This window comes from Erythrobacter sp. JB1-7, from assembly GCF_057365015.1.
The window spans coordinates 928,224-948,904 of sequence record NZ_CP200291.1 but is presented as its reverse complement, the minus strand read 5'-3'; the positions used below and the strand labels follow the sequence as shown (position 1 = coordinate 948,904).

The 20,681-nt window shown below is 57.9% G+C and carries 18 protein-coding genes; 14 read left to right on the top strand and 4 right to left on the bottom strand.

Annotation, left to right across the window (positions count from 1 at the left end; translation table 11 throughout):
- Window positions 1–68 precede the first annotated feature (68 nt).
- On the bottom strand, window positions 69–1,787 hold the full coding sequence (locus AC0V6W_RS04795; protein WP_486147682.1) for an ABC transporter permease: 1,719 nt from the start codon (window positions 1,785–1,787) through the stop codon (window positions 69–71).
- Between the two features lie 77 nt (window positions 1,788–1,864).
- Here AC0V6W_RS04795 and AC0V6W_RS04790 point away from each other — a divergent pair, with 77 nt between their 5' ends.
- The 3 genes from AC0V6W_RS04790 to AC0V6W_RS04780 all read left to right on the top strand — a co-directional run bounded on the left by AC0V6W_RS04790 (window position 1,865) and on the right by AC0V6W_RS04780 (window position 4,981).
- Window positions 1,865–2,884 (top strand): ABC transporter ATP-binding protein, encoded by a 1,020-nt coding sequence (locus AC0V6W_RS04790; protein ID WP_486147680.1) that lies wholly within the window; start codon window positions 1,865–1,867, stop codon window positions 2,882–2,884.
- A 61-nt stretch (window positions 2,885–2,945) separates the two neighbouring features.
- On the top strand, window positions 2,946–4,013 hold the full coding sequence (locus tag AC0V6W_RS04785; RefSeq protein ID WP_486147678.1) for a Fe(3+) ABC transporter substrate-binding protein: 1,068 nt from the start codon (window positions 2,946–2,948) through the stop codon (window positions 4,011–4,013).
- Between the two features lie 152 nt (window positions 4,014–4,165).
- Window positions 4,166–4,981 (top strand): ferredoxin--NADP reductase, encoded by an 816-nt coding sequence (locus AC0V6W_RS04780; RefSeq protein ID WP_486147676.1) that lies wholly within the window; start codon window positions 4,166–4,168, stop codon window positions 4,979–4,981.
- A 107-nt stretch (window positions 4,982–5,088) separates the two neighbouring features.
- Here AC0V6W_RS04780 and AC0V6W_RS04775 read toward each other — a convergent pair whose 3' ends face one another.
- Window positions 5,089–5,442, bottom strand: coding sequence for a hypothetical protein (locus tag AC0V6W_RS04775; protein ID WP_486147674.1), 354 nt, complete (start codon window positions 5,440–5,442; stop codon window positions 5,089–5,091).
- A 214-nt stretch (window positions 5,443–5,656) separates the two neighbouring features.
- On the opposite strand from AC0V6W_RS04775, the gene AC0V6W_RS04770 reads away from it, so the two are divergent.
- The 4 genes from AC0V6W_RS04770 (at window position 5,657) to AC0V6W_RS04755 (ending at window position 9,423) form a co-directional block, all read left to right on the top strand.
- Window positions 5,657–6,799 (top strand): acyl-CoA dehydrogenase family protein, encoded by a 1,143-nt coding sequence (locus AC0V6W_RS04770; protein WP_486147672.1) that lies wholly within the window; start codon window positions 5,657–5,659, stop codon window positions 6,797–6,799.
- A gap of 143 nt (window positions 6,800–6,942) precedes the next feature.
- A complete protein-coding gene (locus AC0V6W_RS04765) occupies window positions 6,943–7,278 on the top strand; it encodes a hypothetical protein (protein WP_486147670.1) in 336 nt (111 codons plus the stop codon).
- Window positions 7,279–7,401: 123 nt separating this feature from the next.
- A complete protein-coding gene (locus AC0V6W_RS04760) occupies window positions 7,402–8,142 on the top strand; it encodes an SDR family NAD(P)-dependent oxidoreductase (protein ID WP_486147668.1) in 741 nt (246 codons plus the stop codon).
- A 261-nt stretch (window positions 8,143–8,403) separates the two neighbouring features.
- Complete coding sequence (locus tag AC0V6W_RS04755; RefSeq protein WP_486147666.1) at window positions 8,404–9,423, top strand: aldo/keto reductase; 1,020 nt, start codon at window positions 8,404–8,406, stop codon at window positions 9,421–9,423.
- Window positions 9,424–9,512: 89 nt separating this feature from the next.
- Here the strand turns inward: AC0V6W_RS04755 and AC0V6W_RS04750 are convergent, their stop codons facing one another.
- Together AC0V6W_RS04750 and AC0V6W_RS04745 are read right to left on the bottom strand one after the other, a co-directional pair.
- Entirely contained in the window at window positions 9,513–12,242 is a 2,730-nt protein-coding gene (locus tag AC0V6W_RS04750) for a TonB-dependent receptor domain-containing protein (protein ID WP_486147664.1), read from the bottom strand.
- Window positions 12,243–12,365: 123 nt separating this feature from the next.
- A complete protein-coding gene (locus AC0V6W_RS04745) occupies window positions 12,366–13,937 on the bottom strand; it encodes a hypothetical protein (protein WP_486147662.1) in 1,572 nt (523 codons plus the stop codon).
- Window positions 13,938–14,262: 325 nt separating this feature from the next.
- Between AC0V6W_RS04745 and AC0V6W_RS04740 the strand changes: the two genes are divergently transcribed.
- From AC0V6W_RS04740 to AC0V6W_RS04710, 7 genes are all read left to right on the top strand, one after another.
- The gene (locus tag AC0V6W_RS04740) at window positions 14,263–14,670 is read left to right on the top strand and encodes a tetratricopeptide repeat protein (protein ID WP_486147660.1); all 408 of its coding nucleotides are present in this window, start codon (window positions 14,263–14,265) and stop codon (window positions 14,668–14,670) included.
- Between the two features lie 178 nt (window positions 14,671–14,848).
- On the top strand, window positions 14,849–15,505 hold the full coding sequence (locus AC0V6W_RS04735; protein ID WP_486147658.1) for a lytic transglycosylase domain-containing protein: 657 nt from the start codon (window positions 14,849–14,851) through the stop codon (window positions 15,503–15,505).
- A gap of 19 nt (window positions 15,506–15,524) precedes the next feature.
- Entirely contained in the window at window positions 15,525–15,848 is a 324-nt protein-coding gene (locus AC0V6W_RS04730) for a TrbC/VirB2 family type IV secretion system protein (protein ID WP_486147656.1), read from the top strand.
- 24 nt (window positions 15,849–15,872) lie between these two features.
- Complete coding sequence (locus tag AC0V6W_RS04725) at window positions 15,873–16,157, top strand: VirB3 family type IV secretion system protein (RefSeq protein WP_486147654.1); 285 nt, start codon at window positions 15,873–15,875, stop codon at window positions 16,155–16,157.
- 42 nt (window positions 16,158–16,199) lie between these two features.
- Window positions 16,200–18,641: a VirB4 family type IV secretion/conjugal transfer ATPase gene (locus AC0V6W_RS04720; RefSeq protein ID WP_486147652.1), complete on the top strand. Its 2,442-nt coding sequence runs from the start codon at window positions 16,200–16,202 to the stop codon at window positions 18,639–18,641.
- The gene (locus AC0V6W_RS04715; protein ID WP_486147650.1) at window positions 18,641–19,840 is read left to right on the top strand and encodes a TrbL/VirB6 family protein; all 1,200 of its coding nucleotides are present in this window, start codon (window positions 18,641–18,643) and stop codon (window positions 19,838–19,840) included. The genes AC0V6W_RS04720 and AC0V6W_RS04715 overlap by 1 nt, the downstream gene beginning before the upstream one ends.
- Complete coding sequence (locus tag AC0V6W_RS04710) at window positions 19,837–20,655, top strand: TrbG/VirB9 family P-type conjugative transfer protein (protein ID WP_486147648.1); 819 nt, start codon at window positions 19,837–19,839, stop codon at window positions 20,653–20,655. The genes AC0V6W_RS04715 and AC0V6W_RS04710 overlap by 4 nt, the downstream gene beginning before the upstream one ends.
- The last annotated feature ends 26 nt before the right edge of the window (window positions 20,656–20,681 follow it).

The following is a 20,681-nucleotide window of genomic DNA, read 5'->3' as shown; positions in this document are numbered from 1 at the left end:
GACAAGCATGGATGACAATTTTGCCTGACACTTGGCTGGATTGGACCAATTTGAGGCAGTATTGCGGGTTAGCTGCTGCGCCCACTTGTCCGGTTAAGCAGCAGGACAGGCAGCAATCCCGCCGCCAGCAGGATGAGCGCTGGCACTGATGCTTCCACCAGCCGTTCATCGCTCGCCAGCCTGTAAGTGCGGGTGGCGAGCGTTTCCAGATTGAACGGGCGCAGGATCAGCGTTGCGGGCAATTCGCGCAAAGTGTCGATCAGCACCAGCGCGGCGGCAGCGGCAAGGCTGGGGCTGAGCAAAGGCACATAAATGCGCGCCAACACACGGGCAGGGCGCGCACCCAAAGACCGCGCGGCAGCATCAAGGCTGGGCGGGATTTTCGCCATCCCGCTGTCGAGCGCGTTGTAAGCGACAGTGAGAAACCGGACCGATAAAGCATAGATCAAAATAAGGCTGGTGCCGGTTAAGATCAGCCCGCCTGTATAGGACGTGCCATCGCGCAAAGCGCGCGTCAGGCTTTGGTCGAACGCTCCCAATGGCGCGAGCAAGCCCACCGCCAGAAGCGCGCCGGGCAAGGCATATCCCAAAGTCGCCACCCTAATGGCGCTGCGCCCGAATATGCCCGCTGAACGCGTTTTGGCAAACACCAGCACCAATGCCGCCGCGCAGCATATCAGCGCGCTCGCCATGCCAAGCCACGCGCTGCCGCGTGCATAAGCGCCCAGATCGCGCGCGGCGGCGATCGCGGGGTCGGTTATCGCCATGGCGGATAACGTGATAGCGGGCACTGCAAACCCCAGCAGCACGGGGATCAGGCAGGCGGCACATGCAAGCGCTTTGCCCACCGGCGAAAGCGTCACCAGTGCACCCGGCCGCGCGCCGCCTGGTCCATCGCGGCTGTCGCTGCGCCCGCGCCGGGTGATCGCTTCGAATGCGACCAGTGCGATCACAAACACCAGCATGATTGCGGCCAACCCCATCGCCGCCTGTTTGTCGCCCATGGCCAGCCAGCTGCGGAAAATGCCGGTGGAAAATGTGGGGATCGCAAAGTAATCCGCGACCCCGAAATCGGCGAGCACTTCCATCAAGACCAGCGCCAATCCCCCGGCAATCGCCGGGCGCGCACCGGGCAGGGCAATGCGGGTAAAAGCCGCCAAAGGCTTTGCGCCAAGGCTGCGCGCGGCCTGAAACTGGGTGATGCTTTGCGCGGCAAAAGATGCGCGGGCGAGCAGGTAGACGTAAGGATACAGCACCAGCCCAAGGATCACTCCGCCGCCCCAAAGCGAGCGGATTTGCGGAAAATCATAATCCCCCACGCCCCAGCCGGTCAGCGCGCGCAGGCCGCTTTGCACAGGGCCTGCAAAATCGAGCAGATCGGCATAGAGATAGGCCGCGATATAGGATGGCACAGCCAGCGGCAGGACCAGCGCCCACGACAATATGCGCCGCCCCGGAAAATCTGCCGCGCTCACCAGCCAGGCACAGCCCGCCCCCACCACCACCGCAATCCCCCCTGCAATCGCCATTAAAGCGGCGGTGTTGGCGATGTATTGAGGCAAAACGGTGCTTGCCAGATGGCTGATTGCGGCGCTTTCGCCTCCTGGCAGAGCAAACGGAACAGCAAGCAAAATGGCGATAATCGGCACAGCGGCCAGAGCAGCGATAAGCGCAGCGCTGATGGCCCACCCGTCTATTGCAAGGCGGGGCCGGGCTGCATTGGCGCGCGGTGATGGGACGGGTAAGGGCGATTGCGGCGTTTCGCCAGCAAGGCTTGCCCCGGCCATACTCTCTTGCCTAAAGCGGCGCATCACCGCGCCTGCCGCTCAGAACAATGCCCCAAAGGACACATACGCCGCCCATCATGTCGCTTGAATTTCGCCATATTGCCCATGCTTACGGCCCGCTAGCAGCGCTTGAGGATATTGAGCTTACCGCGCCATCGGGTGAGATTACGTGCCTGCTTGGCGCGTCGGGCTGCGGGAAGTCAACCTTGCTGGGATTGGCGGCCGGTCTTTTGCCCGTGCAGACAGGCGCGATTGTGTGGGACGGAGACGTGCTGGCGGATGAAGCGCGCAGCCCCCCACCTGAAGAGCGCCCTGTCGGTCTGATGTTTCAGGATGGCGCGCTGTTTCCGCATATGACTTTGGCCGGCAATGTCGGTTTTGGTTTGCCGCGCGCGAGGCGCGGTGAGGCGGAGGAATGGCTGGGGCGCGTGGGGCTTGATGGGCTGGGTAAACGCTATCCGCATCAGCTTTCGGGAGGGCAGCAGCAGCGCGCCGCCTTGGCGCGGGCTATGGCGCCCGAGCCGCCTGTACTGTTAATGGATGAACCCTTTGCGAGCGTCGATATTGTCCTTCGCCGCCGTCTGCGCCGCGATTGCCGCACCATTTTGAAAGCGAGCGGCACAACCGTTCTGCTCGTCACGCATGACCCTGTCGAAGCGCTCGACATGGCCGATCACATCGCGGTGATGGAGGAGGGGCGGATTGTGCAATTCGGCACGCCGTCACAATTGCACGAACACCCCGCAACGCCCGCAGTCGGCGCAATTTTCGGCGGCGCGCAGATTGTCACCGGTTGGCGCGCAGGAGCGGGGGTTGAATGCGATTTTGGCACGTTTGAAGGCGAATGTCTGGCCGGCGCGGTGCCGCAAGGCGATGAATTTGACTTGCTCATTTATGCCGATGCGGTGCGTTTGGCTGATGATGCAAAAGGGTTATACGTGCGCGATTGTCATCCGCTGGGCGCGGCAACGCGGGTGGTGCTGGTGGATGGGCAGGAACAGGAAATCACGGTTGAAACCCGCGCGGATGTTGATCCCGCGATGCGATACCGGCTGGTGCCTGATGCGGGCAGCCTGCGCGCATTTGAGCGCAAATAGAGCTTGCAGGGCGGTAAATAATAATGCAAGTCATTCGCAATTAAGAAGACAAGGACGTTCCATGCACAAGACATTCAACGCTCGCATTGCCGGCATCGCTGGCCTTTGCGCGCTTTCGCTCGCTGCCTGCTCCCCAAGCGAAACCGATGGTGATGCCCAGTCTGGCGAAGCGGCTGAGATCACGGGCGAGGTGAACCTTTATTCCTCGCGCCATTACGACACCGATCTGGCTCTGTATGAAGATTTCACTCGCGAAACCGGGATCAAAGTGAACCGGATCGAGGCCGATGCTGACGCTTTGATCGAACGTATCGCTAGCGAGGGGGAATTCAGCCAGGCTGATCTGCTCGTCACGGTTGATGCGGGCCGCCTGTGGCGTGCGCAAGAGGCGGGCGTGCTTGCCGCTGCCGAAAGCGCTGTGCTTGAAGAGCGCCTGCCCGGATATCTGCGCCACCCCGATGGGCTGTGGTTCGGCCTTTCCACCCGCGCGCGCGTGATCATTTACAACAAAGCCGCAGGCACGCCCGAAGGTCTTGCCGATTATGCCGATCTGGCGGACCCTGCCTTTAAAGGCGACATCTGCATGCGTTCATCCTCCAACATCTACAATATCTCGCTGCTCGCCAGCGTGATCGCGCATCAGGGCGCGGATGCAGCAGAGGACTGGGCCAAAGGCGTGGTCGCCAATTTCAAGCGCGACCCGCAAGGCAATGACACCGCCAATATCGAAGCGGTGGCAAGCGGGGAATGCGGCATTTCTCTGGTCAACACATATTACCTTGCCCGGTTTGCAGGCGATGAGGAGAAAGCCGGATTGCTCGATCAGATCGGCGTGATTTTCCCCAATCAAAGTTCCACCGGAACGCATGTGAATGTCAGCGGCGCAGGCCTTGTCAAAACCGCGCCCAACCGGGAAAACGCCATCCGCTTCCTCGAATATCTCACGTCGCCAAGCGCTCAGAGCTATTTTGCTGATGGCAATAATGAATACCCCGCTGCCACGGGAACAAAGGCCAATTCGGCCGTCGAGGGGCTGGGCGAATTTACCCCTGACACTCTCAACCTGTCGGCATTGGGCCAAAACCAAACCCAAGCGGTGCAGGTTTTTGACCGAGCCGGTTGGAACTGACGCACCGTGTGAAAGCGCGCTTTGCATCCTCCCTCTCTCCCTAACGGAGCAAGGCGCGCTTTCACCCCATATCACTAATCTACCTTGAAGAGCGGCGCGCATGGGTCCATTTGCGCTGCCAATTGAGAAATAACACCCAAAGGTAAGCCCAAGTGAACCAGCCCGTACTCGATCGCGACCAATTCACCGAAAGCGCTGCATTGAGCGTTGAGACGGTGACGCATGTACACCATTGGAACGACACGCTTTTCACTCTGAAAATGACCCGGCCTGCCAGCTTCCGCTTTCGCTCTGGCGAGTTTGTGATGATCGGTCTGCCGCAGGACAATGGCAAGCCATTGCTGCGCGCCTATTCGGTCGCCTCGCCCAGCTATGATGAGGAACTGGAATTTCTCTCCATCAAAGTGGAAGATGGCCCGCTGACTTCGCGGCTTCAGCATATCAAGGTTGGCGATCCGATTTACCTTGGCAAAAAGCCCACGGGCACTCTGGTTACCGATGCGCTGCTGCCGGGCAAACGCCTGTTTATGCTATCGACCGGCACGGGTCTGGCTCCGTTCCTCAGCCTTGCGCGCGATCCAGAAGTGTACACCATGTTTGAAGAAATCATCGTGGTGCATTCGGTGCGTCAGGTGAACGATCTGGCGTACCGCGAAATGATGGAAGCAAAGCTCGAAGGCGATCCGCTGCTCGAAGATGAAGACCGCGAACGCTTCATCTATGTGCCCACCGTAACGCGTGAAGATTTCCGCACACAGGGCCGCATTCAGGCGCTGATCGACGATGGCCGGCTGTTCGAACAATCAAAAGGTCCGCAGAAATTCGTGCCTGATGAAGACCGGGTGATGCTGTGCGGTTCGATGGCCATGATCAAAGATCACGCTGCTGACTTGGAGAAGCGCGGTTTTGAAGAAGGCGCGAACAACAAGCCGGGGCAGTTTGTGATCGAACGCGCATTTGTAGGGTGATGTCTAGGTCTCGCGACCGGGTTTTGGATATGCTGATGCTGAGCGAATGCTAAGTGTAGGCGCGGAAGCGGACATCCGTTCATGGGATTGGGTGCGGCGATCTGCTGTCAAGGTTCTTTGCCGCCAAGCGCGAACACAGCGAGTTTTGCCAGTAAAGCCAAAGCCATTATCTGAAACAGCACCCCCCAACCAGCAAGCCACCAAATAACTGGTAGTTCTAGTGCATGCACGACGTAAAAGTATAGCCGGTATCTGGGCCTATTGCGCCACCATTTGCGCGTACTTTCGGCGGCATTGGCGACAATTCCACCAACCCAATCTGCAGCCATGAAGGCGATAACAAAATTCTGCCAGATCGCTTCGGTATTTTGTAAAATTACTGCTGCGGCCCCAAACCCGGCGACCATTGTTGCGGTGACTTGCAGGACAGTGGGATCGTTACCTTGAAGTGGGGCGAACATGGTCCTCCTCTATTTTAATCCTAGCGGCCATTCAATGATTTTGTCCAAATGTATAGGCGCATAGATCAGCTCGCTAGAATGTCAGTAAATGGGTCGAAAGCCGACCGTCCGTAAACCGTACCCGGCGCACTTGCATCTTTCGCGCTTGACGCCCCCGTAAACATGCGCTCCACTCGGTTCCAGAAAACAACTTATCTGGAAGAGGGATCTCCGCATGCTCGATACAGCCCACCGCACGGCCTATAACGAAGACCACGAAGCGTTCCGCGACACGGTTCGCAAGGTTCTGGGCGAACATATGGAGCCGTTCCTCGATCAACACGAGGAGGAGGGCATTGTCCCGCGCACCGCGTGGAAAGCTTTGGGCGAGGCGGGCATGCTCTGCCCCACGGTTGCAGAGGAAAATGGCGGGCTGGGCCTCGATTTCGGCTTTAACTGCGTGCTTGCCGAAGAGCTTTCCTATATGGGCACAGCGGCTGGATTTACGCTGCAAAACGATATCACGGTCAACTACTTCGAACGCCTTGGCAGCCCGGAGCAGAAGGAAAAATACCTCCCCGGCATGATTTCGGGCGACACGATCACCGCAATTGCGATGACAGAGCCGGGTGCGGGGTCAGACCTTCAGGGGATCAAGACCACCGCGAAAGAAGATGGCAACCACCTCGTTATCAATGGTTCGAAAACCTACATCACCAATGGGCAGAACGCCGATGTGGTGATTGTGGTGGCGAAAACCGATCCCAATGCAGGCGCAAAAGGCACATCGCTTATACTTGTTGATGCAGACACACCCGGATTTGAAAAGGGGCGCAATCTCGACAAGATCGGCCAGCATTCCGCCGACACATCCGAGCTGTTTTTTCAGGATGTGCGCGTGCCCAAAACCAATATTCTGGGCGGCGAGAACGCAGGCTTTATCCACCTTATGGAAGAGCTGCCGCAAGAACGCCTCTCCATCGCGGTATCCGCCCAAGGCGGCGCGCAGCGCGCGTTTGATGAAGCGGTCAATTTCACCAAGGATCGCAAGGCGTTCGGCAAGAGCGTGTTCGAATTCCAGAACACCAAATTCACGCTGGCTGATCTGCAAGCCAAATTGCAGGTGGGCTGGGCGCATCTCGACTGGGCCATTTCGCGGCATCTGAAAGGGGAACTCACAACGGGCGAAGCGTCCTCTGCCAAATTGTGGCACACCGAAATGCAATGGGAAATGGTCGATGCCTGCCTCCAACTACACGGCGGCGCGGGCTATATGAACGAATACGCGATTGCGAGGCTTTGGCGCGACGCGCGCGTGCAGCGCATCTATGGCGGAACAAGCGAGATCATGAAGGAAGTGATCTCACGGGAGATTTGAAGCCGCATCTCCTCTCCCCAGCGGGGAGGGGATCAAGGGGTGGAGGCAAAGCGTTTACATTCTTTGCGTTGAGTATGCGCAAAAGCGGACTGACGGCTCACGGCCCAATTGCGGACGTTCGTATTTCAGGTCAAAGCTTCAGAATGAGAAACGTTCAAATCATTGATGGCGCTGCCAACGCAACCTTCAGCATCTTTCAGGCGACAGAAGAAGAGTTCGGGCTACTCTTTCCCGATGGGCGGGACATAGAGATTGCCGACGACTTTTTAGAGCGGGTTGGGGAAGACGAAGCCTCCCGAATTCTCGCACCAATCTGGCAAAGACCTTTACTCAAGCGTGACGCGATGGGGATACATGGAACGCTCTTTTACGATGCCGAGGCTCGGCGTCAGTATCTCCCAGCTTCCCGACGTGAACTAGATTGGGACGACCGCTTCGTAAATGAAGCTCAAAGGACGTTATTTCGAGCGCATCGATAGCGTCCGCTCCCACCCCAATTCCCGCCACAATCAACACCACAGCCACACACCAATAGCTGACACAAACGACCGCTTTACAAACCCATCGCAACCCTCTCTTGTTGCCGCGAAGGAAGAGCAACAATGACCAACCCCATCGATTTCACCGAAAAGCGCGCCCTCATCATTGGCGGCTCGTCCGGCATTGGCAATGGAATTGCGCAGAGCTTTCGCGCCGCTGGGGCCGAAGTCCATGTTACGGGTACTCGGCCTGATGAGGGCGACTACTTGGAGGCCGAGGACAGCGACCTTACCGGGCTTACTTATCATCAGCTCAACGTGATGGACCGCGATGCGGTGGATGGCCTGCCTGATGCCATGCTGGAGCCGCATGTCCTTATCCAAAGCCAAGGCACGGTGCGCTATGGTCGCGAAGAGTTTCAGCGCAAAGGCTGGGATGATGTCATCGACGTCAATCTAAACTCCGTCATGGATGTCGCACGCGCGTTTCATTCCGGCCTTGCCGATACGGGCGGCACGATGATTGTGGTCAGCTCCGTTGCAGGGTTCAAATCGACCATGGGCACGCCTGCTTATGCCGCATCGAAACATGGCGCTGTCGGGCTGGTGAAGACATTGGGCGAAGCGTGGGCGAGGGACGGTATTCGCGTCAACGGCATCGCGCCGGGGCTGGTCCCGACCAAGCTGACCGCTGTCACCACCGAGCATCCGGAGCGATTGGAGGCGACGCTGAAATCCATACCTCTGCGCCGCGTCGGCACGCCCGAAGATATGGCGGGGGCAGCGCTTTTTCTCGCCTCGCCCTTAAGCGCCTATATCACCGGGCAGACATTGGTGGTCGATGGCGGTCTGACTTTGAGTTGAGCGCCCACGCGTCATGGCTTCGCCTCTGGCTTGCAGTGACGATATTGGCTTTCCTACAATACGAAAACCGGCCTAAGTGGCACGCCTGTAGGGCCGGCAAAACGAGAAAAAAGTTGGAAAAGTGTCAACTTCGCTATTTTGAATAAGTTAGAAATAAAAACAAAGGCATAGGTCGAAAAAAGCTGGGTGACACGGTGTCAACTTTGTCAACTTCGCTGCGAAATATTATAACCTCATTGCGTAATAATCGGAGCATATTCCATGAAGTTCACGCGCCTCGGTAATTCTGGCCTCTCGATATCGCGCCTGTGCCTGGGCTGCATGACCTATGGCGACAAGACCAAAGGCTGGCACGGCGATTGGCTGCTCGATGAGGAGGAGAGCCGCCCGTTTTTCAAGCAAGCGCTTGAGGCGGGGATCAACTTCTTCGACACAGCCAATGGTTATGCGGGCGGCACGTCCGAGGTGATTACGGGTAAGCTGCTTTCCGAAATGGCGAACCGCGATGAGATTGTGGTGGCGACCAAAGCGTTTATCCCGTGGCGCAACGCCCCCAATGCAGGCGGGTTATCGCGCAAATCCTTGATGCAGGCCGTTGATGACAGCCTTGGGCGGCTGGGCATGGAATATATCGACCTGTTCCAGATCCACCGCTGGGATGATGAAACGCCCATCGAGGAAACGATGGAAGCGCTCAATGACATCGTGAAAGCGGGCAAAGCGCGCTATATCGGCGCATCTTCGATGTATGCTTGGCAGTTTGCAAAAGCGCAGGAAACCGCCCGCGCGAATGGGTGGACCCGGTTCATATCCATGCAGAACCAGCTGAACCTCTTATACCGCGAAGAAGAGCGCGAAATGCTGCCTTTGTGCCAAGATCAAGGCGTCGGTGTCATCCCGTGGAGCCCGCTGGCGCGCGGACGACTGGCGCGGCCTGTTGGTGAAGAGACGGTGCGCAGCAAAACCGATGGCTTTGGCAAGGTCATCTACCCCGAAGACGCCGCTGATGACGCGGTGATCGGCGCGCTAGAGGCCCTGTCCAACCAGCGCGGCGATGCCATGGCGAGCCTGGCTTTAGCGTGGCACTTCACAAGGCCAAGCGTTGCCGCCCCGATCATCGGCGCATCCAAACCGCATCATATCGATGCAGCTGTCGCCGCACTCGATATGGCGCTGACGCCAGAGGAGATCGCGCCTTTGGAAGCGCCCTACCGGCCCAAAGCGCCCACTGCCATGGCCATGGGAATGCCCGCGATGGATCAGGTGAGCGTGCAGGGGTGAGGCAAGCGCGCAGCAGAGCGGTAAACAAACCGCTTTCCTACTCGATTGGTCAGAGCCTATGGCGCCAAGCCTAATACCAGACAGGCCGATTAGAACTCCGTCTTGAGCCCCAGTGAGAAGGAGGTTCCAACATCGAATGTGTTGATCTCAATCCGGTTGCCATTGAGCTCCTGAAACTCGAAATTGTCCCGTCCAAACAGATTGCGCGCTTCGAAAGAAAGCTCCAGCGGCAAACCGCCAAGGGTCAGCTCTGACCGGGCGACGAAATCGAGAGTGAAGCCGGGGTCTTCGACCACATCGGGCAGCGCGCCGCCGCGTAGCGTGATCCGTTCCGAGGCGTAATTGATGAAGAACGTGAATTGCTGCGTTTTCTCAGTGTCTTCCAGCCCAATGGAGATATTGGCAAGATGATCGGATTGCCCAACCAAAGCCGCGCCATCGTCAAACAGCTGGTTTGCTGCCTGGTTCTCGTTCCCCGGCACAGGTGCGATATCGCCATCACCAACCGAGATTGAGGATTGGGTGTATGTGTAGTTGGCGATGATCATGATCTGCTTCGTTTCAAAGAAGCTGCCGCCAAGATCATACAGATCAATGCCGTAAACCAGATCAAGCTCTGCCCCGAACAGTTCAGCCGACGGCGCATTGGCAAAACTGGTGAGGATCTGGCCTGAGGCAGAGACCAAAGTATTCTCAATAGGGTTCTGAATTTCCTTGTAGAACCCGGCAAGGCTGACCCGGTCGGTGCCGCTGATATAGTATTCAGCGCGCGCTTCAAGGTTAGTCAGCTCGCTGTCGGTAAGGAATGGGTTGCCGCGGAAACGGCGGTTGGATGCGGGATCGAAATAGGTCTGCTCCACTAGCTCGCGGAATTGCGGGCGAGCGATGGTTTGAGACGCTGACAGGCGCAATTGCAGCTCATCAATCGGAGAATAGGTGACGGTGCCTCCGGGCAGGAAGTAGTCATTGCCAAGGTTGGTTGCAGTCGCCCCTGCGATTGGGCTGTTGAAGACGGACTGATCGAGATCAACCGTCTGGGCTGCATCCTCATAGCGCACGCCGGCTTCCAGCGTCAGCGTGTCGGTGGGAACCCAGCGGAACAGGCCATAGCCAGCGTAGATTTCAAGCGCCGCATCGAAGACGGGGAAGGGGGTGGCCTCTGTCAAAGTGACATTGAAGCCGGCAAGGGTCGCGCCATTGATGATGTCACCCGGACGGCGAAGGCCAAGCGCCACGGCGACATTCTCGTCAAGCCCGGCAAGATCAGGGTTCGATGTGTCCGGCGTGATAAACGGGCGAAACTCGCGGCTGGAGGAGCGCCGGTCAGTGTCGTTGTAAGCGCCGCCAATGGTGACTTCGAACGTATCAGTGAGCGCATAGGAGAGATCAGCGCCCAGAAAGCGGTTCTCTTCGGTCAGATCATCAAACGATGCGGTCGAAATACCGGCATCGGAAAGCTGGTTGAAATAGGCAACAAACTCATCGCCAAATGGGCTGGAAGGGATGTTGGTGCGGGTGTAGCTGAATGTGGTGTTGAACGGCGCCTCGCGGTCAGTGCGGGCGTATCCAGCGCGAAGGTCGATTTCGAAATTGTCGAAATCGAGCTCGGTCACCAATTGGGTGTCAATCAGCTGGCGTTCAAAGAAAGCGGTTTGCTGATTGATGAAGTCAAACCCGTTAAGTCCGGGGAAGGGATCAAACGCTTCCTCGAGCCGGGCGGTCTTCAAAGTGTCGCGGATATACAGATTGGTCCAGCGCACAGTGTGCGGGCCGAAATCGAGACCAAAGCCGAGCAGCGCGTTGAACAGCGCGTTTTCATCGGTGATAAAAGTGGTGCTGGTTTCAAACACTTCGGACAGATCGCTGCTGCCGCTTTGCGACAAAACGCTGCGATTGCGCAGGCTGTTCTTGAGCGAGGCGGTGGCAAGGATGCCCAGATAGGTGTCATCGCCAAGCTCTAACGACGCGCCGCCGGTGATCGAGCCGGAGAAGTTGGGGCGCTGATCGCTGACGCGTTGCAGAGTGACGAGATTGGTCGGGAACAGCTCTCCGGCGATCCCTTCGGCGGTTGCGATATCGACTGTGCCGATGCGTTCGCCGCTATCGATGAAGGCTTGCAAATTGGTCGGGATATCGCGGTTGCCATTGTCGAACCCGAAGGAATCGAGGTCTGATCCGAAATAGGTGAGACCGTTTTGAAAAGTGGTCTCAGTGTCGCCGCTGACGCCGAAGCTGACCGACAGGAAATCCTCAACCGGCACAGCCTTGGTTGTAAGGTTGATCACGCCGCCGCCAAATTCGCCGGGGTAATTGGCCGAATAGGTCTTCTGCACCAGCGATGAGGACACGACATTGGTCGGGAAGATGTCGAGCGGGACAACCCGGCTCAAAGGTTCAGGGCTGGGCAAAGGCAAGCCGTTAAGCAGCGCGAGCGAATAACGGTCACCAAGCCCGCGCACAAACACCCGGCCATCGCCCACCACAGCGAGGCCCGTCACGCGGCTCAACGCGCCCGCAATATCGCCTTCGCCCGTGCGCGCGATATCCTCTTCGGAAAGCACGGTAAGCACTTGGGTTGAGGAGCGTTCAGGATTGCGATTGCGGCGGCCTGTGACGATGATCCCGCCGCCCGGAACCGAAACATCGGGTTCGTTCAGCGTGTCATCAGATTGCGCATCATCAAGGGCTTCTCCGTCCAGATCGCCGCTGCTTTCTTCCTGCGGATCTGCCGCCGAAGCGTCCTGTGCGTGAAGAACAGACGGAACGGACAGAGCTGTGCTGAGAAGCAGCAATCCTGCCAGACGCTTGCCGATGGACATAATGTGAGACCCCCTCATGACTAGGCCTTGGTATTGGGAACAGCCGAATTTGCGGCTTGTATTGAACAATCAAGGGAGGTGCGCGAAATGCCGCTGCACCTCCCCTGAACGCAGATGCGATGATTAGCTGACCGGCAGTGAAGTGCAGGCACCGCCAGCGCTGCCGAAATCGGCCGTGGCCGAATTGCAGGTCCAGTCGCCGAAATCGACTGTGATGTCGCTTTCAACCCCGCCCACAAATGTCGAAGCGCTAAAGAAGCTTGAACGCGCGGTGGCATCAAACGCGGCCACGGCGCCTTCATTTGCCCCGTTCACAAACACGCCGGTAAGCGAGATCGTGAAAGCCAGGTCGCTGTTGGCATCGAACAATCCGGCGAGCGCTGTATCGCTTGCCGCATCATTGTTGGCACCGCGAACCGGACGTGTCCCATCGCAATCACCAACCAGTGAGTTCAGCCCGATAATGGCATCCTGCGTCGGTTGCTCATCAACGCGGAAACACAGGCCAGACCCGTTGTCATCGGCATCAAGCACGCCGTTCGAAAGCGCCAGCGCCGCACCGCCGCGCGCCCGCACGATTTGCGATGAAGCCGAAGAGCGCTGCACAAAGGTGAAATTGTTCACCTGAAGCTGCGTTTGCGGCTGAGCATTGCCTGGCGTGCCATCGCCCAGATCATCGGGGGAATCGAGTTCGATCAAGCTGTCGCCCGTATTGGAGCGCTGCGCCACCACAACCGTTTCCAGATTGACGCGTGCGCCCGTGTCCACATCGAGTGAATCGTCTGATGCGCCGATCACGGCAATATTGCTCGCATCAAACTGGCCGCCGAAAAATTCGAGGCCATCGTCAGAGCTGTTGAACGAGAAGACATTGTTGATCGTCGTGCCGCTGCCGACACCGCCGGTGGTTAGTGATTGCAATTCGTTCGATTGCTGAAGCTCAAACCCTGAATAACGGATCTGATTGTAAGTGAACGAACCGGAGCTGTCGGCATCATCCGCTCCGCCAAATGGCGTTGCAACCACGGTTCCTTCGAGCTGCTGTTCGCAGGTAGGGTTGGTGGCGAAATTGCCGGGGGTGGTGTTGAATACCTGAGTTGAACAATCCGAGACGCGTGCCCGGCCAAGCAAAACAACGCCGCCCCATTGCGCCTGGCTGTTGTCATTGCTGACACCGATCACATTGTCGCGGCTGGTCCAGATGATTGGGTTGGTTTCGGTGCCGTCCGCGGCAATGGCATTGCCGCGATTGACGACGAAGAAGCTTTCCGCCTGTGCGAACAGGATCACGCCCGGTTCGATGGACAAGGTTACATCGGTGCCCGTGCTGTTAAAGCCTTGGTCAGTGCCCACGTTCACGCGGTTTTCGATCTGATAAAGAAGACCGTCAATCGCCGGCAGATTGTCGTCGACCGTAAATGTCGAAGGCAAAACGCACACGCGATATTCACCAGTGGGGCCGCTGATGGTGCCGGCATCGGTAAGGCCTGCGGGCGTGCTGATAGTGGGGCAGCCCGATGCGGGAGTGACCTGTGCCTGTGTCGGCGTAGCGGTCGGAGTTGGGGTGGGTGTGGGCGATGGATTGTTGATGATGATATCGCCGCTGGTGCCGGGCGAGACGATTTCGTCCGCGCCGCAACCGGCCAAAACAACAAGACTGCAACCAAGTACGAGATGACGTTGAAGAGTATTCACAGCGAGCGGTCCCCTCAAAAAAACCGAGAATCAAAAAGCGCGAAAAACTTCGCTGGGGCCTCCGCTAGGGACGGTAAGTGACAGAATTTTTGCAGCCTCGCGGTGAATACGTAAGGACTGTCACATGAGTGAAAAAAAGCCGAAGCGCTCCAAGGCGTATCGCTTTCTTAATCGGCTAGTCACACCAGTGTCGTAATTTGATCCATAAAAAATAGGGTAATATCAGAATGATAAAACGTAAAATGACATAAATACGTATATATGACATTTTTATTGCAATTTCTCTCAGCCGCGCGCATGATGATCGCATTGAAGGAGATAAATCATGCTGACCCCGTTCCTGGCCGCTATTTTGGCCACACAGGCCGTCGCAGAGCCCGCCGAAACGCAAAGCAGCGCCGCGCAGGATGCCCCTGCTGAAGTTAAATCCGCCGATTTCCAGGCAGAAGCGCTTGCCGCTGGAAATGGTGATGAAGCGATCGTCGCTTTGGAACGAGTGCGTGCGCGGCATTCTGACGACCCGGCAGTGCTTATCAATCTGGGTGTCGCCTATGCCCATCGCGGCGATGATGCGATGGCGCGAAACCTGTTCAAAGCCGCTTTGCAAAGCCGCACGGAACAATCGCTCGAAACCGCCGATGGAGAAGTGAATTCGCGTAAACTCGCACGCAAAGCTCTGTCCATGCTGGAGCGCGGCGAACTGCGGATGGTGAAAGCTTCGGTTCAGCGATAAACCCGTGTGGCGCTTGATCTTCGGATCAGGCGCACATTTTTTGAGGCAAAGCGTTGTCCTTTGCCGATGGTGTGCAAACACCCTTAAAGAATTATGTCTAGGCTCCCCCTACTGTCACCTGTCTGTCACTTAGGCTAGACATGGCAGCACGAGGGACCAAATGCTGGGAGGCCCAGACATGATTCTAGCGCGCGCATGCTGTGCTGCGGTAGCCTTTACATTCGCTTTGACAGGCGCTGCGGCGCAGGCTGATGTGATGGAACTGGATTCTGATGGTGCCCGCTGGGTTGCTGGCGGGACGGCTGGCGTTGTCGCGCTGCCCGCAGGGGAAATGGCGGCTCCCACTGCTGGCGCTGCACCTTCTGATGACATCGGCGTCAATATCGGCGCTCTGATTGTCCCTGACATCGCGATCTCCAACACGGCCGCCCACAAAGCGGGCGTGCCTGCGAGGTATGTCGCCAAGGTCGAAGAATTGTCCGCGCGCTATGCACTCAGCCCCAGCCTGATTGAGGCGCTGGTATGGCAAGAAAGCCGCTGGCGCGAAAACGCGGTGTCGCAGGCTGGTGCGCGGGGGCTTGCACAATTGATGCCGGGCACTGCCAAATATCTCGGCGTGAACCCCGATGATCCCATGCAGAACCTAGAGGGCGGGGCGCGTTATCTGCGCGAACAACTGAACCGCTTTGATGGCAATCTGGAACACGCTTTGGCCGCCTATAACGCAGGGCCGGGCCGGGTAATTCGTGCAGGCGGTGTTCCCAATATTCGTGAGACAAGAAACTATGTCGCGGCAATCATGGGCCGTTTGGCCAATCATTCGCGCGTCAATTGATAGGATTATGGACAGCAATATGAACCTGGTTTCCCGTTTTTCGGCTCGTATAGCCGCTTTTATGACACTGCTGGCCATGCCCGGCATCGCCTTTGCTCAGGCAACCGGGCAGGGCGCAGATCCGGCTGGATCTGGTCCGATCAATTCTGCGCTGTTGTGGTTGCAGGGCACTTTGCTGGGCACTGTCGCCACCACTGTCGCGGTGATGGCAGTGGCAGCGATTGGATTTATGATGCTGACAGGCCGGATGAACTGGCGTTTCGGCGCCACGGTGATTGTCGGCGTGTTCATTCTGTTTGGCGCGACCACAATCGTTGCGGGCATTCAGGCAGGAGTGGGTTAACCATATTATGCTAGGCCGCGCATCATGAGCGAATTGAACCGTCATCCCGTGCACCGCGCACTCACTCGCCCGCAAATGTTTGCCGGCGTGACGATGAATTTCTTTATCATCAATCTGATGGTGACGACGATTGCGTTTCTGATCCTCAAGAGTTTCTGGATCATACCAGTGCCAATTGTGATGCACGCGATCGGCTATTTCGCATCTTTGCGCGAACCGCGCATCTTTGATCTGTGGATCACGAAAGTTTCCAAATGCCCGCGTGTGCCCAATTACAAACGCTGGGGCTGCAATTCTTACGCTCCTTAAAGGAGCACAAGCAAAGACCCGCCTGAAGGAGGGCTGGTTGATATGGTGAAATGGATCGGACCGGCTGCCTGGAGCGCAAAAGAAGCGCGTGTGGGCGAGCGTCTGCCGTATGAACGGCTGATCGATGAAAGCACTGTGCTTTTGCGCGATGGCTCGGTTATGTCCGCGATCCAGGTGCCGGGTCTTTTGTTTGAAACCGAGGATTCCGAAGCGCTCAACGCGCATGCCGCCACGCGTGAGGTGATGCTGCGGTCCACATTGGATGCGCGCTTTGTCCTTTATCATCACGTCATCCGCCGCCGGGTCGAGGTTGAGCTGGATGGCGAATTTCCCGATCCGCTCTCGCGCCATATCGATGCGCGCTGGAAAGAGCGGCTGGCGGGCGGATCATTGTTCATCAATGACCAGTTCGTTACTCTCATCCGCCGCCCCGCGCGCGGCAAAGCGGGTTTGGTAGAAAAGGCGAGCAAGTTCTTTGCACGCGCAGGCCAGGATGCGCTCGAAGCGGATCCCAAGGATGTGCGCAGCCTCAAAGCGGCGATCACCGGGTTGACGGCATCCTTGTCCGCTTATGGCGCGAGCGTTCTTGCAGACTATTCATCGCACGATAACGGCACCAATTCTGAAATGCTGGAATTGCTGTCAGCACTCTACAATGGTGAGATGCGTCCTGTCAGGCGCCCGCATGCGGACACCGATATCGGCGATATGCTGCCCTATAGGCGGGCGAGTTTTGGGCTGGATGCGATGGAATTGCGCGGATCTGCTGATCCCGATTTCTCCGCGATTTTGGGCCTTAAAGATTATCCTGAGGCGACATCGCCGGGTTTGCTCGATCCGCTGTTGCGCTTGCCTTATGAGATGATCGTCACCGAAAGCTATGCGCCCACTGAGCGCACGACATCGCGTGAACGCATCGACCTCGCGCTGCGCCGATCGCGCTCTGTCGATGAAGAGGCGGCCGCTGAGCGCGCGGACATGATGGCTGCCCGCGATGCCTTGGGCAATGGCGCAGTTGGATTTGGCGATCACCATCTGACGGTGCTGGTGCGAGAGACATCGCTTAACCGGCTCGATGATGCATGCGCGTCATGTGCAGCCGCTTTGGCAGATACGGGCGCGATTGCGGTGCGAGAAGACACCAATCTGGAGCCCGCTTTCTGGGCGCAATTCCCCGGCAATGAGGAATATATCGTGCGCCGCGCGCTGATATCCTCGGCCAATATGTCAGGCTTTGGCAGCTTTCACGGTTTCGCCTTGGGCCAAGCCAGCGGCAATCATTGGGGCGATGCGGTGACTTTGCTGGAAACCACCAGCGCCACCCCTTTCTTCTTCAATTTCCACCACGGCGATCTGGGTAATTTCTCGGTCATTGGCCCGTCCGGTTCGGGTAAGACCGTGGTGATGAATTTCCTCGCCGCTCAGGCGCAAAAATTCAAACCGCGCACCATCCTGTTCGACAAGGATCGCGGGGCAGAGCTGTTCATTCGCGGCATTGGCGGGCGCTATGACAAGATCGCCGCTGGCGCGCCCACAGGCTTTAACCCGCTCGCGCTGCCCGACACGCCTGCAAACAAGGCATTCTTGCGCGATTGGCTGGGCGTGCTGCTGAATGCGGACGGGCCGGAAGAATTCGCGCTGATCTCTGCCGCTGTTGACGCGGCCTATGCCAATGACAGCCGTTTGCGACGTCTGCGCCATTTCAAGGAATTGCTGGCCGGCGCACGCCGTCCGCAGCCGGGTGATCTGGCTGACCGATTGGCAGCGTGGATCGGATCGCAATCGGGTGATGACGGCGAACATGCATGGCTGTTCGATAACGAGGCTGATCTGCTCGATCTCGACACCCGCGTGCTTGGATTTGATATGACTGCGCTGCTTGAAAATCCGCGTTTGCGCACGCCTGTCATGATGTATCTGTTCCACCGCATTGATGAGCGGCTGGATGGCCAACCCACCATGATCCTGATCGATGAAGGGTGGAAAGCGTTGGATGATGAGGTGTTCGCTGCCCGCATCCGCGATTGGCTGAAGACCTTGCGCAAACGCAATGCGCTGGTGGGCTTTGCGACGCAATCAGCGCGCGATGCTTTGGAAAGCCGGATTTCGACCGCTCTGGTTGAGCAGACCGCGACCATGGTGTTCATGCCTAACAGCCGCGCGCGGCCCGAAGATTATTGCGACGGGTTTGGCCTGACCGATCACGAACTTGCGCTCATTCGCACTTTGCCTGCCCATTCGCGTTGTTTCCTTGTGCGCCAACCCGATGCGAGCGTAGTTGTGCGCCTCGATCTGTCAGGCGCGCCCGAAGTGCTGACGGTGCTTTCCGGCCGTGAGGCCTCGGTGCGTCAGCTTGATCTTTTGAGAGAGGCCGTTGGTGATGAGCCAAGCGCCTGGTATCCCGCGCTGACCAACACAGCATGGCCTGATGGTTCGCTGGGGCTGGACCAGCACGGCCAGCCGATCCCGCAGGCGGCAGAATAATGGCAACAAGCTGCGATCTTGTTGCTGAAGAAATGGGTGCAGGCGTCGCCGCCGCGCTAACGGCGGTGGATTGCATCGCCAGCCAGGTGAGCGAGCAGGCATTTGGGCGGCTGTTCGGCAGCGATGGGCAGATGGCCTTGGCGCTGACAATGATGCTGGTCTTCTTCATCGCCTTTTTCGGCATCAGCCTGATGCTGGGCCGGTCCAACCTATCGGTCAGAGCGCTGGTTCCCAAGATCATGACCATGGGTCTGGTGCTGACATTTGCGACAAGTTACGTCGCGTTTTCCAGCGTCTTCTATAATATCTTTGTCGAAGGGCCCGATGAAATCGCAGGCGTGCTAACCGGCACCGATGGTTCCGCCACTGCCACTTTTGCGGCCAAGCTTGATGTGGTGTTTCTCGCCATTCAAGAAGCGAGCGGTGATGCAACAGACATCAATACGTTTTCGCCCGAAGGAATGATGTGGCTGGGCGCCATGTTGCTTTTGCTCGGTACAGTGGGCTTGCTGGTCACGGCGCGCATTGGGCTGGCTCTGCTGCTGGCGGTGGGGCCGATCTTTGTTGTGCTGGCGCTGTTCAATGGCACGCGCGGGCTGTTTACCGGCTGGCTCAAAGGCATGACCATGCTCGCGCTTGCGCCTTTGTTTGCGGTGCTTGGCGGGTCGATCATGCTTGAAATGGCTGTGCCCATTCTTGCCGCTTTGGTCGCTGTGCCAAACGAGATTGACCAGCAGGCCGCAATGGCGTTTTTCCTTGTTGGCGCGGTGCATTGCGCGCTCATGTTTATGAGCTTGAAAGTCGCGGCCACTATGGTTTCCAGTTGGCAGGTCTTTGGCCTGGTCCCCTCAAAAGAGGAGCGCGCTGCATATGATACGGCGCGCCCGGCGGCTGCAAGCACCCAGATGCTGGCCCCTGACAGAGCTGCGCGCACCGCCAGTGTGGCGGCCACAACGGCGGGCCAGCGCCGCATTGATGTGCGCGCGCCTGCAACCGGGATTGCGGCCAATGATGCAGGGTCTGCGGGTACCAGCACAATGCGAGAGACCAAGGTTTACGCCACATCAGGCGGCAGCGGGCAGGCAGCGCCCCTATCGCCCAGCGCTTCGCGCACTCGCGGGATCGGCAACCGGTTCCGTTCAACATCCATCAGCGGCGCAAAAAGTGGGGCCGCCCCAAAACCGGAGACCCCGCGATGAAGCGGCGCATCACCCTTTTACGCCATCCTCTATTGGGTTTGGCAGCGTTCAGCCTGCTGGCGGCCAATCCTGCGGCGGCCAATGATCCGCGCCTGCGTACACTGGTTTATGACGAGGCTGCCGTGGTCACGATCAATGGCCGGGTGAAAGTGCAAACCACGATCAAATTCGCCGAAGACGAAGCGATTGAGAATGTCGCGATTGGCGACAGCTCTGCCTGGCAGGTTCAGCCCAATAAGGCGCAATCGATCCTGTTTGTAAAACCGCTGGCGACAAATGCGCGCACCAATATGACAGTGGTGACGAACAAGCGGACCTATCTGTTCGATCTGGTCGCATCATCGCGAAATCGCCCGCTTTATGTGATGCAGTTTCGCTATCCAAAGCTTGAGCAAGCCAAGGAAGAAGCGCGGCTTGCCGCGATTGAAGCGGCAAAGCAGGAACAGGCCAATGCCGCTGAATTGGCTGCGGCCAGCGACCCTTATGCCGTGGTCGATCCCGCGCAGCTAAATTTCGCATGGGACGGCGACGGCGATAAAGATCTGCTGCCCGCGCGCGCATATGACAATGGCGAGGCGCTGTTTCTCACCTGGCCCAAAGATGCATCGGTTCCCGTGATCCTTGTCACCAATGATGAAGGTGATGAGGGGCCTGTGAATTACACGGTGCGCGGAGAGACAATTGTTGTCGATCAGGTGCCTGCGCAAGTGATCCTGCGATCTGGCCGCGACAGCGCGACTTTGACGAATACCAGCGCTGTCCAGGTGTCCGCGCGCGACGAAAAACGCCGCAAGAAACGCCGGCGCGGATCATGAGGGGCCGAATGATGCTTTTGCAAACC